Annotated in this window: 13 protein-coding genes; 11 read left to right on the plus strand and 2 right to left on the minus strand. The window is 47.5% G+C overall.

Going from position 1 to position 13,021, the window contains the following annotated elements; all coding sequences use genetic code 11:
* The first annotated feature begins 428 nt into the window (after positions 1-428).
* The gene (locus J0L70_RS27460; RefSeq protein ID WP_287456622.1) at positions 429-1,409 is read left to right on the plus strand and encodes a hypothetical protein; all 981 of its coding nucleotides are present in this window, start codon (positions 429-431) and stop codon (positions 1,407-1,409) included.
* A 15-nt stretch (positions 1,410-1,424) separates the two neighbouring features.
* On the opposite strand, the gene J0L70_RS27465 is transcribed toward J0L70_RS27460, so the two are convergent.
* Entirely contained in the window at positions 1,425-3,497 is a 2,073-nt protein-coding gene (locus J0L70_RS27465; protein WP_287456623.1) for a beta strand repeat-containing protein, read from the minus strand.
* A gap of 287 nt (positions 3,498-3,784) precedes the next feature.
* Between J0L70_RS27465 and J0L70_RS27470 the strand changes: the two genes are divergently transcribed.
* Positions 3,785-4,144: a helix-turn-helix domain-containing protein gene (locus tag J0L70_RS27470; protein ID WP_017285999.1), complete on the plus strand. Its 360-nt coding sequence runs from the start codon at positions 3,785-3,787 to the stop codon at positions 4,142-4,144.
* 25 nt (positions 4,145-4,169) lie between these two features.
* A complete protein-coding gene (locus tag J0L70_RS27475) occupies positions 4,170-4,736 on the plus strand; it encodes an IS630 family transposase (RefSeq protein ID WP_287456624.1) in 567 nt (188 codons plus the stop codon).
* Here the strand turns inward: J0L70_RS27475 and ilvD are convergent.
* Complete coding sequence (gene ilvD / locus J0L70_RS27480; protein ID WP_287456625.1) at positions 4,725-6,419, minus strand: dihydroxy-acid dehydratase; 1,695 nt, start codon at positions 6,417-6,419, stop codon at positions 4,725-4,727. The genes J0L70_RS27475 and ilvD overlap by 12 nt on opposite strands.
* Before the next feature lie 103 nt (positions 6,420-6,522).
* Here ilvD and J0L70_RS27485 point away from each other — a divergent pair, with 103 nt between their 5' ends.
* The 8 genes from J0L70_RS27485 (at position 6,523) to J0L70_RS27515 (ending at position 12,900) form a co-directional block, all read left to right on the plus strand.
* Positions 6,523-7,428, plus strand: a complete 906-nt coding sequence (locus J0L70_RS27485) for a LysR family transcriptional regulator (RefSeq protein WP_190647577.1) — start codon at positions 6,523-6,525, stop codon at positions 7,426-7,428.
* Between the two features lie 414 nt (positions 7,429-7,842).
* A complete protein-coding gene (locus J0L70_RS27490) occupies positions 7,843-8,106 on the plus strand; it encodes a hypothetical protein (protein ID WP_287456626.1) in 264 nt (87 codons plus the stop codon).
* A gap of 7 nt (positions 8,107-8,113) precedes the next feature.
* Positions 8,114-8,254: a hypothetical protein gene (locus J0L70_RS27495; RefSeq protein WP_287456627.1), complete on the plus strand. Its 141-nt coding sequence runs from the start codon at positions 8,114-8,116 to the stop codon at positions 8,252-8,254.
* 18 nt (positions 8,255-8,272) lie between these two features.
* Positions 8,273-8,824, plus strand: coding sequence for a transposase (locus tag J0L70_RS27500; protein WP_287456628.1), 552 nt, complete (start codon positions 8,273-8,275; stop codon positions 8,822-8,824).
* A gap of 82 nt (positions 8,825-8,906) precedes the next feature.
* Positions 8,907-8,987, plus strand: coding sequence for an AraC family transcriptional regulator (locus tag J0L70_RS32040; protein WP_353736666.1), 81 nt, complete (start codon positions 8,907-8,909; stop codon positions 8,985-8,987).
* Positions 8,988-9,153: 166 nt separating this feature from the next.
* Positions 9,154-11,436, plus strand: coding sequence for a PAS domain S-box protein (locus J0L70_RS27505; protein ID WP_287456629.1), 2,283 nt, complete (start codon positions 9,154-9,156; stop codon positions 11,434-11,436).
* A gap of 54 nt (positions 11,437-11,490) precedes the next feature.
* Positions 11,491-12,141, plus strand: a complete 651-nt coding sequence (locus tag J0L70_RS27510; RefSeq protein ID WP_287456630.1) for a response regulator — start codon at positions 11,491-11,493, stop codon at positions 12,139-12,141.
* A 231-nt stretch (positions 12,142-12,372) separates the two neighbouring features.
* Positions 12,373-12,900 carry a DsbA family protein gene (locus J0L70_RS27515; protein ID WP_287456631.1) on the plus strand — a complete coding sequence of 176 codons (528 nt, stop codon included), beginning with the start codon at positions 12,373-12,375 and terminating at the stop codon, positions 12,898-12,900.
* Positions 12,901-13,021: the final 121 nt, after the last annotated feature.

Below are 13,021 nucleotides of genomic sequence, written 5' to 3' on the forward strand. Positions count from 1 at the left end.
CCGACAGCAGCGCAAAATCGATTTACTGCAAGGCTTCAATCCAAGTGATCTTCCCCCTAGCACTCTGCCCCACGAACAAGAGAGACTGCGGCAACGAGAGCGTGACGTGAAACAAGCTAAGGCAGAATTAGAACTCTCAAGAGCGAAACTCGATCGAGCTAAGGAAAACTATCAATATCGGCAATACGAGCATTCGCTAGAAATCAGTAAGCGCAGCATCGACCTTGAACGTCAGCAACAAGAATATCAGCGACAGTTACAAGAACATGAACAGCAAGAGCGAGATCGCGTTTTCCAACTTGCTCAAGTCAATGTGCAACTTCAAAACTTAGAAACGCAACTTACCAACTTATCGATCGTCAAGAGTGCCTACAATGCCAAAGTTCAACGGGTTAAATGGAAAGGTCAGAATAATCAAATTCTCACTGTTGAACTTACTCTTATTGTCGGTGATTTGCGAAACACCCCTCGCTCAAAGCAAGCCAGTTCCAACGACTCAGACGACTCAAAGCCAGAAACGCCCCCCTTCCAATCCTCAAATCCTCAAAGATGAATCAGAGCCGGAAGAATCCAGCGAGGAAAAGACCGAAGACCCCGATACCATCAAAGCTGATGAGAACCCACTTAATCCGGCTGGAGACTCACTCGATCGCTTAATCCAACTCCGCATCAATGATGACCTCTGGAAAGGAATGCTTGGTGATTTACCCTGCTTGGATATGTCGGATGCCTGCATTCAGCAATTGCAGCAAAAGGCGATCGAGACTTCGCCTGAACTGAAAGCGATCGATGAACGAGTGCGGGTGATCGAACAGAAAGTCGAGGAAGCAAAGCGCAACAACATCAAAACAGTTCAACTTGGTGTGTTTGAACCCTTGGTGCAGTCCTGGCTCAAAGTCGAAGACGTTCCAACTGTTCCGGGTCAGCCAGCGAGAAAGAAAGGCATTCTCAATCGCATCGGGGATTTGTTCTTTGGTAATACGCTCAGTTCAGTGAATGAGATTCTTTCCCTTGTAGGTGTGCCCTTATTCAGGAATGCGACAGGTGGCGATGCTGCTGCTCAAAGTCGAGCGATCGCGATCGGAGATTTGCAGGTCAAACTTGCTGAAATTCAAAACAAGCGGGGTGAGATTGCGGCGAAGTTGCGTGAGAATGTCATTCTTCAAGTTCTCGACTTTGATCAAACCCGTCGAGAGTTTCAAATCTCTCAAGAAATCGCTCGTAGGCAGGCTTTGCAGCACAAGTTAATTGAACTGGACTACAGATTAGGAAACGGCGAAACAACGCAGTTTTTAGGCAACCTCAGCGCATTGGACAAACAAAAAGCCCAAACTTTTCGGGAATGGGCAAGACTGCGATCGCAAATGATGCGAATTAAACTGATCGTTCTAGGAGCGGGCGAGAATTAGCATCTTGTTCACGTTTTACTGAATCACGACATTATTCCCAGAACCACCGTCGAGCACGTCGCTCCCAGGACCACCGAGAAGAACATCATCCCCAGGACCACCGAGAAGAACATCGTTGCCATCACCACCATTAAGAATGTCGTCGCCATCGCCGCCATCTGCTGTCAGCCCAATCACAGCAGGAAGAGAACTGGCTTCGACGACATCATTACCAGCGAGTGCATTAATCGTCAGTTTGTCATTGTTACTCTCTGCTCCTACGATCGCGATATTCGATGCTAATCCAATCACATTAACGGCATTGCCAGATGCAGCCAACACTACGACATCATCAGCGTTCGTGCCATTGATAATGATCGAATCTTGTGCCCCGTCTCCTGCCCCTAAATTGAGATCAACTTGACTCAGATCGGTGCCTGCTAGGTTGTTGATCGTGGTGGTATCTGCCCCGCCCAAGGCATTGAGTTCCAACCGTTCTACATCATCAAAATCCATCGTCACGTTGGCAACATTACGGAACAACCGAACTCGACCCCCATTTGCAGATACGTCAAACGTCTCAGCAACGTTTGCACCGTTGAAGCGTAGGGTGTCGCTGCCTGCTTGCCCCTCGACTACATCGTTGTCATCCCCTGGGTTCCAGATGAAGGTATCGTTGCCCGCTCCCATAAATGCGGTATCCGTGCCATCTCCGCCGTTGATGAGATCATTGCCCGCACTGCCAAAGAACGTATCGTTGCCAAGTCCACCATTGAGAGCTAGTTGCATTAAGTTCGCTGCTAAGCCACTGGCGTTGATGGTATCGTCTCCGGCTAAGCCATTCAGAGTGAGGGTGTCTGTTGTTTCAGCGCCAACGATCGTGACATTAGCAGGTAAACCTGCAATCACAATCCCGCTGCTTGATGAACTTGCCGTAATCGTATCATTTCCATTCGTCCCGCTAATTGCGATCGTATCGACTTGACTATCACCCGTGCCATTGTTTGCCAGATTCAGGGCAATTTGACTCAGATCGGTTCCAGTCAAATTATTTACTGTGATGGAGTCAGCACCACCGAGCGCATTTAGGTCGAGCCGTTCTACATCATCGAGATCCATAACAATGTTGCCAAGGTCACGGAAAAAGCGAACTCGCCCCCCATTTGCAGAAGCATCGAACACTTCATTACCATTGGAGCCATTGAAGCGTAGAGTATCACTGCCCGCTTGCCCTTCCACGACATCACTGCCATCGCCAGGGTCCCAAATGAAGAGGTCATCGCCAGCACCCAGAAAAGCAATGTCGTTGCCACCATTGCCATCGACGATATCATTCCCGTCACCGCCAAAGAAAGTCTCTACACCTGCTCCGCCAAGCATAGTATCATCGCCTGCTCCAGCATCGACGGTGAATTGCACCACTGACGCAGGAAGGGTAGAGCGAATCGTGTCATTTCCTCCGAAGGTGTTGATCGCTAACGAATCCGTTGCTTCCGACCCTTTGACATTGATGATTGCAGACAATCCGCTGATGGAATAACTGCCAGTGCCTGTCCCCGTAACATCAATCGTTTCTGCGTTATTCGTTCCATTCACAATCAGACGATCAAGTGCTCCATCTCCGTGGCTAACACTGCCTTCTAAATTGAAGTTAATCGTGCGGAGTGCGGTTGTAGCTAGAGGATTAACCGTAACGGTATCTGCTCCACCCAAAGGATTGAGATCGAGTTGCTCAATGCCGTCCAAGTCTACTACACCGTTGCCAAGGTTGCGGGTGAGGCGAACTCGATTAGAATTGGCAGAAACATCGAACTGTTCAGCGTCAGCACTTCCTGTAAATCGCAGAACATCGCTGCCTGATCCTCCAAAGAGCCGAGTCGTAGGCAATGCACCGAGGGTTGTATCTAAGGTAATCGTATCGTTGCCGCCGAAGCCCAATACATCAATCTGTTGGGTACGCGAAGCAGAAGGGCGAGATCCGAAAATGGAGACGGCTCCATCATTGATTAAGAGCGCGCCCGACGCATCTCGACTCACCTTAATGGTGTTATCGAGGTTGTCACCCAAAATTGCTAAGTATCCACCCGCAGAAAAAGCGAAAATTGCCATAATATTTCTGGGAAAAATAGATTGGATAGAACTGAAAAACGAGCACTCCAGAAGGTGAAGTGCTGTAAGCAAAGTACACGGTGCGATCCTGGATTTTATGCAAGGAGCTGAGGTGCTACAGTCGCCCTATTTCTCAATTTTGCCGTTAAAGAATTTCCAGATTTGTTCAATTGCCCCGATATTCTTTAATTTCAATCGAGGCATTGGACAAAATCTCAATTTACAGCGGTTTCTGATTGGGTCTGCCACAGAATGGGCACCTTAGCAGCAGTCATGAGGAATGAGCAATGCCTGCTGCCTACTCGGTCGATTTACGCCAACGCATTCTGGATGCTTACGAGGCGAAAGAAGGAAGTCAACGCCAACTGGCAAAACGGTTCAAGGTCAGCTTGTCGTTTGTGCGAGACTTGATGCGCCACTACCGAGAGCAGAAGACGGTGCAACCTAAACCGCATGGGGGTGGAGCCGTCGCAAAAATCGGTGTGAAGGAGCAAGCCCTGATTGCCGACTGGTTGAAACAGCAACCTGACCTTGTGTTGTGGGAATTGTGTGAGCGACTCGAACAAGAATGTGCTGTTCAAGTCGGCATCTCGACGATGTGGCGAGTGCTGGAGCAGATGAACCTGAGCGTCAAAAAAAACATTTAGGGCAACTGAAGCCGAAACAAAGCGAGTGCAAGCGCTACGTTTTGCATTCCGACATTGGAGCTTCAGCATTGACCTTCGCAATCTGGTCTTTGTCGATGAAGCAGGCATTCATTTGGGCATGACCCAAATGAATGGTCGTGCTGCTAAGGGAGAGCGAGTGCATGATGTCCGTCCACGCAATGTTGGACAAACCATCTCGTTGATTGGTGCCATTGGACTAGAAGGACTCATTGCGACAATGACGATTCTGGGTAGTGTCAATACCGAGGTCTTTGTCGTCTACTTGCTCGAAGTGTTGATCCCGCAACTTTGGGTCGGAGCAATTGTGGTCATGGATAATCTTCCTGTGCATCATGCTCAACGAGTTCGGCAAGCGATTGAATCTGCTGGCGCACAACTTGTCTTCCTGCCACCTTATTCTCCAGACTTATCTCCGATTGAGTTGTGTTGGTCGAAACTCAAGCAGTTACTACGCTCTGCTAAAGCCCGATCGTTGGAAGCTCTCAATCAAGCTTTGACTGAGATTGTGACTGAAAAAATCTCGGAGGAGGATGCAATCGCTTGGTTCGCTCATTGTGGCTTATTCATTTAGAAACCGCTGTAAGTCAGTTACAGCTCCTAAACTGCTGGTCGAAACCAATTTTGCATATTTTGCGAGTACGCCTCGCTGATAGTGGGGTGTAGGCGGTTGCCAAGTTGCGCGACGCTGTTCAAGTTCTGCGTTTGGAACATTAAGATGCAGCAATTGAGCATGAGCATCGATCGTAATTTCATCTCCTTCTTGCACCAGTGCGATCGTGCCTCCGACGAAGGCTTCAGGCGCAACATGACCAACCACTATGCCATAGGTCCCGCCAGAAAAGCGTCCATCCGTAATCAGCCCTACCGAGTCGCCTAACCCTGCACCAATCAGTGCCGAAGTCGGAGCTAACATTTCTCGCATACCGGGTCCTCCTTTCGGTCCTTCATAGCGAATGACGAGAACATCACCTGGGTTGATTTTGCCTGTGAGAATCGCCTCTAAACAGGCTTCCTCTGAGTCAAATACGCGAGCAGGTCCAGTCAGTTTAGGATTTTTGACCCCTGTGATTTTTGCCACGGCTCCTTCGAGAGCTAAATTGCCTTTGAGAATGGCTAGATGTCCAGTCGCATAGAGTGGATGACTCCAAGGACGAATGACCTCTTGGGATGGACATGGTGATTCAGAAACGTCTTTGAGGCATTGCGCGATCGTGTTTCCTGTAATCGTTAAACAATCGCCATGGATCAAGCCCTGTTTGAGCAACATTTTCATCACTTGAGGAATGCCGCCTGCTTTGTGCAAATCTGTCGCAACATAGCGACCGGATGGCTTGAGGTCACAGAGGACAGGCACTCGTTGACGAATGATTTCAAAATCATCAAGCGTCCAAGGCACACCCGCAGAATGGGCGATCGCTAAGAAGTGCAGCACCGCATTCGTCGAACCGCCGATCGCCATCACCACTGAAACTGCGTTTTCAATTGACTTGCGAGTAATAATGTCACGCGGTAAAAGTTGGTTCCGAATGGCTTCGACTAACACTTTCCCAGCAAGTGCTGTGTTCTCAGCTTTTTCAGGGTCAATGTTGGACATAGTAGAGGAATACATTAAACTCATGCCCATCGCTTCAAATGCAGCAGACATCGTATTCGCAGTGTACATTCCACCACAAGAACCTGCACCTGCACAAGCATTGCGCTCGACTGCATACAGCATTGATTCTTCAATTTTTCCAGTGCTGTACTGTCCCACCGCTTCAAATACACTGACGACTGTTAAATCTTTTCCATCGAGATGCCCAGGTTTGCTCGTGCCACCATAAACAAAAATAGCGGGAATATTCATTCGTGCCATTGCAATCATGGCTCCCGGTATATTCTTATCGCAGCCACCGATCGCTAATACGCCATCCAGACTTTGAGCATGGCAGACCGTCTCGATTGAATCTGCAATCACATCTCGCGACACGAGCGAATACTTCATTCCCTCTGTTCCCATCGAAATCCCATCACTCACGGTGATCGTGCCAAACATCTGAGGCATTCCGCCTGCTGTACGAATTCCTGATTCTGCTTGAACAGTCAGCGGCGCAATTCCCATATTGCAAGGCGTGATTGTACTCTGAGCACTCGCGACTCCCACGATCGGCTTTGTAAAATCAGTATCCTCGAATCCGACGGCACGGAGCATGGCACGATTCGGCGATCGCGCAATGCCTTGAGTAATCGTTTGGCTTCTCAAATTTTCGGGCATGGTGTTGCTTGCTCTTAATGGATTGTTTCTGGAGTATAAAAAGCGATTTTTGAGATGTCCAATATATGTTTTGATAGATTTAAGACGAGAAACATATCAAAAAATGGAACTGCGACACCTGCGTTACTTTGTGGCGGTTGCGGAAGAACTTCACTTCAATCGCGCTGCCGAGCGTTTACACATCGCTCAACCTCCGTTGAGCCAACAAATCAAGCAGTTAGAAACTGAATTAGGCGTAGCACTGTTTCACCGTCGCACCAAGCGGCAAGTTCAGCTAACCGAGGCAGGACAAGTTTTGTTGCAGGCGGCTTACCCGATCCTGGCTCAACTGGAACAAGCAATCTACGACACACAACGCGCGGGCAGAGGTGAGACTGGAACTTTAACGATCGGATTTACTAGCTCTGTAGTTTATGATGTTCTGCCGACTATCCTGCATCAGTTTCGACATCACTTCCCACAAGTTGAGCTTGTACTACAAGAATTGACGACGACTCAGCAGGAAGAAGCATTACACAATCAGCGGATCGACATTGGTTTTTGTCATCCTCCCCTTAAGGACGATCGCTTGCAGTCAGAATCTATTTTGAAAGAATCTTTAGTCGTTGTCTTGCCTGAATCTCACCCATTGGCAACTGAAACAATAATTTCGATGGATTCGCTTGCTGATGAATCTTTTATTCTGTTTCCGCGCCATTTGGGACCCGGTTTGTATGATCAGATTGTGAGCTTCTGCAAGCAAGTGAACTTCAGTCCAAAGGTGATGCAGGAAGCAATCCAAATGCAAACAATTATTGGATTAATTTCAGCAGAAATGGGAGTTGCATTAGTTCCAGCATCGCTACAAAATCTACAACGAGTCGGCGTAGTCTACAAGTCATTACGAGAAACAACACCACAAGTTGAAACGGCTATCGTATGGCGACCAGATAGTACTTCAGGTGTTTTGCGCGAATTTTTGCAGGTTGTTAAATGCTACGTGAATGCAAGAAGTAACAAAATAGCCTGAAACTATTGTTCGTTCTAATGCATTGCGCGTGTTTCAGAAGTTACCTACATCTAACTTTTTGCGATTTTTGCGCCGAAATTTTGATTGCTGCTTTCGACCCAATTCAAGGATACTTTCACCTGAAGCAACATTAACTGAGTGCGAAACGCTATCGCGAACAACTACGTTAACACTTCGAGGATTGGCGATAAGTCGCTATATCTTTAGCAATTGACTTCTATGAAATCTAAAGAAGTATTTTATGTAAGCTATAAATCAATACTTCGGACAGTTTTTGAGAAGTTCGACAGGAAAACTATTCGTCCGTTAAGGTGCTAGTTAGAAAAAAGCGCACCGGACGAATAGTCATATGGAAATTGTACAGAGCCAACTTACCAAAGTGGGCAAGCTCGCAAACCGCAATTGAAATTTCTGGTGACCTTGTTCACAACAATTTTGATTGTGTGTGGCAAGGTCAACTTCAGCAATCTCAGTCGATACAGTTCGCTGAACGAGAAGACCTACCGACGACAGTTTGAGCAGGCATTCGATTTTATCGGACTGAACCTGAGTATTGTCGAAGCGTCAACTGCAACCGGGCAATCGTGGATAGGTGTGAGGGATAGTTCTTTGTATCCGCAAAAGTGGGAAGACCTTTGGCTTAGACTGGTATTACAACGGCAGCGCGAGTCGGGCTGAGAAAGGATTGGAAGTGTCGCTGATTGGCATGGCGAATGCCGAAACTGGGCAAAGCTATGCCGTTTCGGTTGAGCAAACATGCAGTCAGACCGATTTCCCTGAACTGAGCCGCATTGACCAAGCACCCAACCAAGTGAAGCGACTGTAACCGCGTCTGCCTGCTCAGGTGCGCTGTTTTGTGGTCGATGGCGCTTATGCCAAGGAAAAGTTCGTTACGGGGATGCGGCAACTCAAGTTGCATATCTTAAGCAAACTCAGATGCGATGCCAATCTGCGCTACTTCTTTGAGGGACAACAGAAGCCGAGAGGCAGAAGCCGTAAGTATGCAGGCAAAGTCGATTTGAGCGATCCAACTCTAATGCAACGAGTCGAGCAGATCCAACCAGACATCACCCTCTATACTGCAGAAGTATGGCATGTCTCTTTGCAATGTCGCATTCGCTTGGCTTACTTGCACGATACTCGCAAGCCGAATCAGCCTAAATTTGTCGTGCTGTTTTCCACAGACCTCGACCTGTACCCGAAAGCGATGGTGAATTTGTACCATTTGTACCATCTGCGCTTTCAAATTGAATTTCTGTTTCGCGATAGCAAGCAATTCACTGGGCTGGAAGATTGCCAATCGAGAACTGCCAAAAAACTCGACTTTCACTTCAACCCACGCCTCGCTTGCTGGCATTGGTGCTACCACATTTGTCTCTTTCAAAACATTAGTTAGATTGAGACAACAGCAGCCCTTGACGCATGATCTGCTTACAGATTGGCAAAATCCCTCCCGTTAGAGAGATGTTGACATAGGCATCGGCTTACAAGTTGGTTTCTTTAGTCAAAGCCATCTGACACAACAGTTCAAACGCCTCACTGGAATAACCTCTAAGTAGGTTCGCTAATGGCTTAAGAATCTGACAAACCATATCTTATCATTCAAGGCTTTAATGCAACCATTGGAAAACCTTCAAAAAATTCGCCCAGAAGCTTTATTTTCTGGATTTTGGCAAGCGATATACTTTGGGAGATGACTGACAGTGCTTCGTCGGGGAGAGTTTAATGATCCATCTCGATCAATTGATTGCCACATTGATGCAGGTGGTAATAGAAAATGCAGGAGCCGAAACTGGCGCTCTGATTCTCCTGGAAGAGGATAAACTCACTGTAGTCGCTCAATGCAGCCGAAATAAACCGTGTAACCTGGAAAAGTTTGCTGTTGCTGACTGTGCAACGATTCCTGTCTCCGTCATCCACTCGGTAGAACGCACTCAAGAAACACTGGTGTTTGAGAATGCAGTTAGCGAACCGTCTTTTTTAACTGATCCTTACATTCAACACAATCAGACGCGATCGCTCCTCTGTCTACCCATTCTCAATCAAAGCCAGTTGATTGGCATTCTTTATCTTGAGAACAATCTCAGTACCGGAGTATTTACCCACGATCGCTTGCAAGTCCTAAAACTGTTGATGGCTCAGGCAGCAATTTCACTAGAAAATACTCGGTTTTATGAACAGTTAGAAGACTATACGAAAACCTTGGAGTGTAAAGTAGAAGCGCAAACTCAAGTTTTACAGCAGGAGATTGCTGAACGTCAACAAACCGAAGCCGCATTGAGACAGAGTGAAGCGAATTATCGCAACCTGCTACAAACCGCGAATTCAGTCATCATTCGCTATGATCCGCAAGGGCGGATTCACTACATCAACGATTATGGGATAAAACTCCTGGGCTATGAAGAGCATCAGATCTTAGGGCGAACCTTATTTGAAACCATCATTCCAGACATCGAAATCTCTGGGCGCGATGTCAAACCTATGGTTCACGATTTACTTCGTAATCCTCAAGCGTACCCGCAAGGCGAAGGTGAAAACCTGTGTCGAGACGGTCGGCGAGTTTGGATGGCTTGGTCGAATCAAGCCATCTTCAATGACCAGGGAGAGGTCGTTGAAATCTTATCGGTGGGCAATGATACCACTCAGCGTAGGCAAGCAGAAGAGGCACTACAACGCAGTGAAGCCAAGTTCCGCAACATCTTTGCAAACTCGCAGGTTGGCATCTACCGAACCCGCACCTGTGATGGATTAATTCTTGATGCCAATCAACGCTTTGCCGATCTGCTTGGCTTTGATTCGCCAGAAGAGATCATTGGGCTAGAACATACTACAGGCTTTAATGTAAATCCCAATGATCGCCAACAATTCATTGAGGTACTGAAGCGAGATCGGGAAGTGCGAAGCTTTGAAATCCAGATGCAAAAACGAGATGGGACAGTGTTCTGGGGGCTTTTCTCTTCTTATCTGAATGCAGGCGATGACTACATCGAAGGGGTGCTTGCAGATATTAGCGATCGCAAACAGGCAGAAGTCGCGTTGCAAGCCTCTGAAGCAGAACTGCGATCGCTCTTTTCAGCGATTCCCGATCCAATGTGTATCTTCAATGGTGAGGGGCAATTGATCTGTGCAATTCAGGGAAATCAGTCCTATGAAGAGTTATATCGGAAGGAGTACATTGGCAAAACACTGCATCAACTCTATGACAGGGAACAAGCCGATGAATTCCTGAGTTATGTTCAGCAGGTGTTGAGAACCCAACAAGTCCTCACCGTTGAATACAGCCAGTGGATAGCTAGACGAGAAATCTGGTTTTCGGTTCGCATTGCCCCAATTCGGCATGAGCAGGTGCTTTGGTTGGCGCGAGATATTACGCTGCAAAAGCAAGCAGAAGCCACCTCAATTCTGGAAGAACGCAACCGCATGGCACGCGAAATTCACGATACTCTCGCTCAGGCGTTCACAGGTATTCTGGCTCAGGCGGGAGCGGCGAAACAGGTGCTAACGGATGATGTAGAAGCAACTCAGGCGCATCTCGACCTGATCAAAGAATTGGCACGAACTGGACTGACTGAAGCACGGCGATCGGTCGTGGCGCTCCGTCCTCAGCTTCTAGAGGAAGGCAGTTTACAGAGCGCTCTCCATCGTCTCGTCGCTCAGACTAGATCGGCTGCAATGGATACCACTTTATACTATGAGATTGAGGGTGCAGTGTATTCTCTACCTACCGAAGTCGAGAATAACCTACTACGGATTGGGCAGGAAGCCTTAACCAATGTGATCAAGCACGCCAACGCTGACGAAATTCGAGTGGAGCTAATCTATGAGCATGATCAGTTTTTGTTGCGCGTGAAAGACAATGGACAGGGTTTTGGGGTTGGAAGTATCCCGTCTTCTGAGGGATTTGGCTTACTCGGCATGAGCGAACGGGCAGAGCGCATCGACGCACAACTGACGATTAGGAGTCAACCTGGACAGGGAACGGAGATTACTGTAGTAGTTGGGGTGTAGGGAGATAAACAACCATTGACTACTCCATACCCCATCCCCCACACTCTACACCCCATGCCCCCCACACCCCACACCCCACACCTCACACCCCCGATCCAGGTTCTAATCGCAGACGATCACGCCATCTTTCGGCAAGGATTAGCCACGATTATTAACCGTGACCCAGAGATGCAGGTGATTGCCCAAGCTGAAAATGGGGAACAGGCGATCGCTCTATTTGAGGCACACCAACCGGATGTCACACTCATGGATCTGCGAATGCCGGAAGTAGAAGGAGTTGCCGCCATCGGTGCAATTTGTGCGATCGCTAAATCGGCTCGAATTATTGTGCTGACTACCTATGATAGTGACGAAGATATCTATCGGGGATTGCAGGCAGGCGCAAAAGGATATCTGTTGAAAGAAACTGAACCTGATGAGCTTCTGAATGCGATTCGCACCGTTCATCGGGGGCAGCAATATATTCCACCTGAGGTGGGCGCAAAGTTAGCACAGCGCCTCAGCAATCCAGAACTGAGTGAACGAGAACTAGAAGTACTCCGCTCACTGTCCCAGGGAATGAGTAATGCTGAGATTGCGGCGGCTTTGAGTATTGGTGAAGGCACGGTTAAATCTCACGTTAATCGGATTTTGAATAAGTTAGACGTGAGCGATCGCACCCAGGCTGTGATTGTTGCGGTTAAACGCGGCATTGTCTGCTTGTAGAACTTTCGATCGAACTCGGATTCTAACTTGAGTTATAGCCAGCTTTCTATTTTGAGAAGGAGCAGTTGCTCCATCAAATTACAGCCTAAAAATGTTAACTCACTATAGACGACAACCAAACGCCAATTGCTTATATTGAATTCATGTGAATTGAGCAAGTAAATCGTAAGGTTCCATGCTTGATACAGATGTAGAAAGATGATCGATGACCATAGTTCCAGTTCTTTAGTTGTGCCAGTCTCAACCCAAGATCACAGTCAAGGTGTGCTAAGCGCCGCCATGGTGTTAGTGATGTATGGGGATTATCAATGTCCTAGAAGTGCAACCGTTTACAAGCTGATTAAAAATATCCGGCAAGATCTGACAGTTTCTTTTGGAGAGGATTATTTATACTTCATCTTCCGTCATTTTCCACAAATACAGATTCATCCCCATGCTCAACGGACAGCCCAAGTCGCCGAAGCTGCCGCCGCCCAAGGAAATTTTTGGCTAATGAGCGATACTTTATTTGACCATCAACAAAGGTTAGAGAACGGTTATCTTGTCGAGTATGCCAATGATTTAGGACTTGATATTCCTCAATTTCTCAAAGAGTTGTCTAAGCAAGTACATATCGATCGCATCAATGAAGATATCGAAGGCGGAATACAGAGCGGAGTAACAACTGCCCCAGCCCTGTTTATTAATGGAAGCCGGTATATTGGGCACTGGAATACGGCGGATCTGATGGCAGCCATGATTTCTGCAAGTCATTATTAACCTGGCAATCGAAGAGAATGCAGAAGTAAGGAGAGAATTGCTAGAATCGAGACATGAAGAAACCCGATGCTCGACTGCTGAATCCAACTACCCAAAATTACCTGAGACAACAAGCGATTCG

Origin of the sequence: Leptolyngbya sp. UWPOB_LEPTO1 (assembly GCF_017302695.1) — a bacterium.
In the GTDB taxonomy this organism is placed as follows: domain Bacteria; phylum Cyanobacteriota; class Cyanobacteriia; order Leptolyngbyales; family Leptolyngbyaceae; genus Leptolyngbya; species Leptolyngbya boryana.

What these genes read in the sequence shown, in the direction of transcription:
- J0L70_RS27465 (WP_287456623.1), bottom strand. Translation starts at nt 3,497, where the DNA reads ATGGCAATTTTCGCTTTTTCTGCGGGTGGATACTTAGCAATTTTGGGT.
- J0L70_RS27470 (WP_017285999.1), top strand. Translation starts at nt 3,785, where the DNA reads ATGCCTGCTGCCTACTCGGTCGATTTACGCCAACGCATTCTGGATGCT.
- ilvD (WP_287456625.1), bottom strand. Translation starts at nt 6,419, where the DNA reads ATGCCCGAAAATTTGAGAAGCCAAACGATTACTCAAGGCATTGCGCGA.
- J0L70_RS27485 (WP_190647577.1), top strand. Translation starts at nt 6,523, where the DNA reads ATGGAACTGCGACACCTGCGTTACTTTGTGGCGGTTGCGGAAGAACTT.
- J0L70_RS27505 (WP_287456629.1), top strand. Translation starts at nt 9,154, where the DNA reads ATGATCCATCTCGATCAATTGATTGCCACATTGATGCAGGTGGTAATA.
- J0L70_RS27510 (WP_287456630.1), top strand. Translation starts at nt 11,491, where the DNA reads ATGCCCCCCACACCCCACACCCCACACCTCACACCCCCGATCCAGGTT.